This is a genomic window from Methylobacterium sp. E-065 (assembly GCF_022829605.1).
Taxonomy (GTDB): domain Bacteria; phylum Pseudomonadota; class Alphaproteobacteria; order Rhizobiales; family Beijerinckiaceae; genus Methylobacterium.
Genome location: NZ_JAKSYD010000279.1, coordinates 1 through 431 on the forward strand (window position 1 = coordinate 1; position 431 = coordinate 431).

1 pseudogene is annotated in these 431 nt (G+C 69.8%); it reads left to right on the forward strand.

Annotated features, from left to right (window positions below):
• Nucleotides 1-298, forward strand: a pseudogene (locus tag MKK84_RS31535) (histidine kinase); the annotation flags it as partial.
• Nucleotides 299-431 lie beyond the last annotated feature (133 nt).

A 431-nucleotide genomic window follows, 5' to 3' on the forward strand; every position in this document is an offset into this window, starting at 1 on the left:
CGCCCTGCGGGCGCTCCAGGCCGACGCGAGGGCGGTCGCGGCCGCGGATGCCGCGGTGAGCGCGACGAACCAGAGCCTCGGGCTGATCCGCAAGCAGTACACGGCAGGCCCCGTCACCTCCTCGCAGGTTCTGATCGCCCAGCACGGCTATCCCTCGGCGCTGGTCACCTCGGCCGGTGCGCGGGCGACGCAATACGCCGACACGGCGGCTTTGTTCGTGGCGCTCGGCGGCGGCTGGTGGAACCGCGTGGATGTCGCGCAGCCACCACCCGAGACGGATCCGCTCAAGATCCTCTGACGCATAAACGGATCAGCCGCCCGCTACCTGCCGGTCGGCGCCAAGGCCGGCATGAACGTGCCTTTGACCATCGTCGAAGACTTGCCGCCGGACACGAAGGTCGAGATCCACCTGTCCGCCCCCGAGGGAGCAA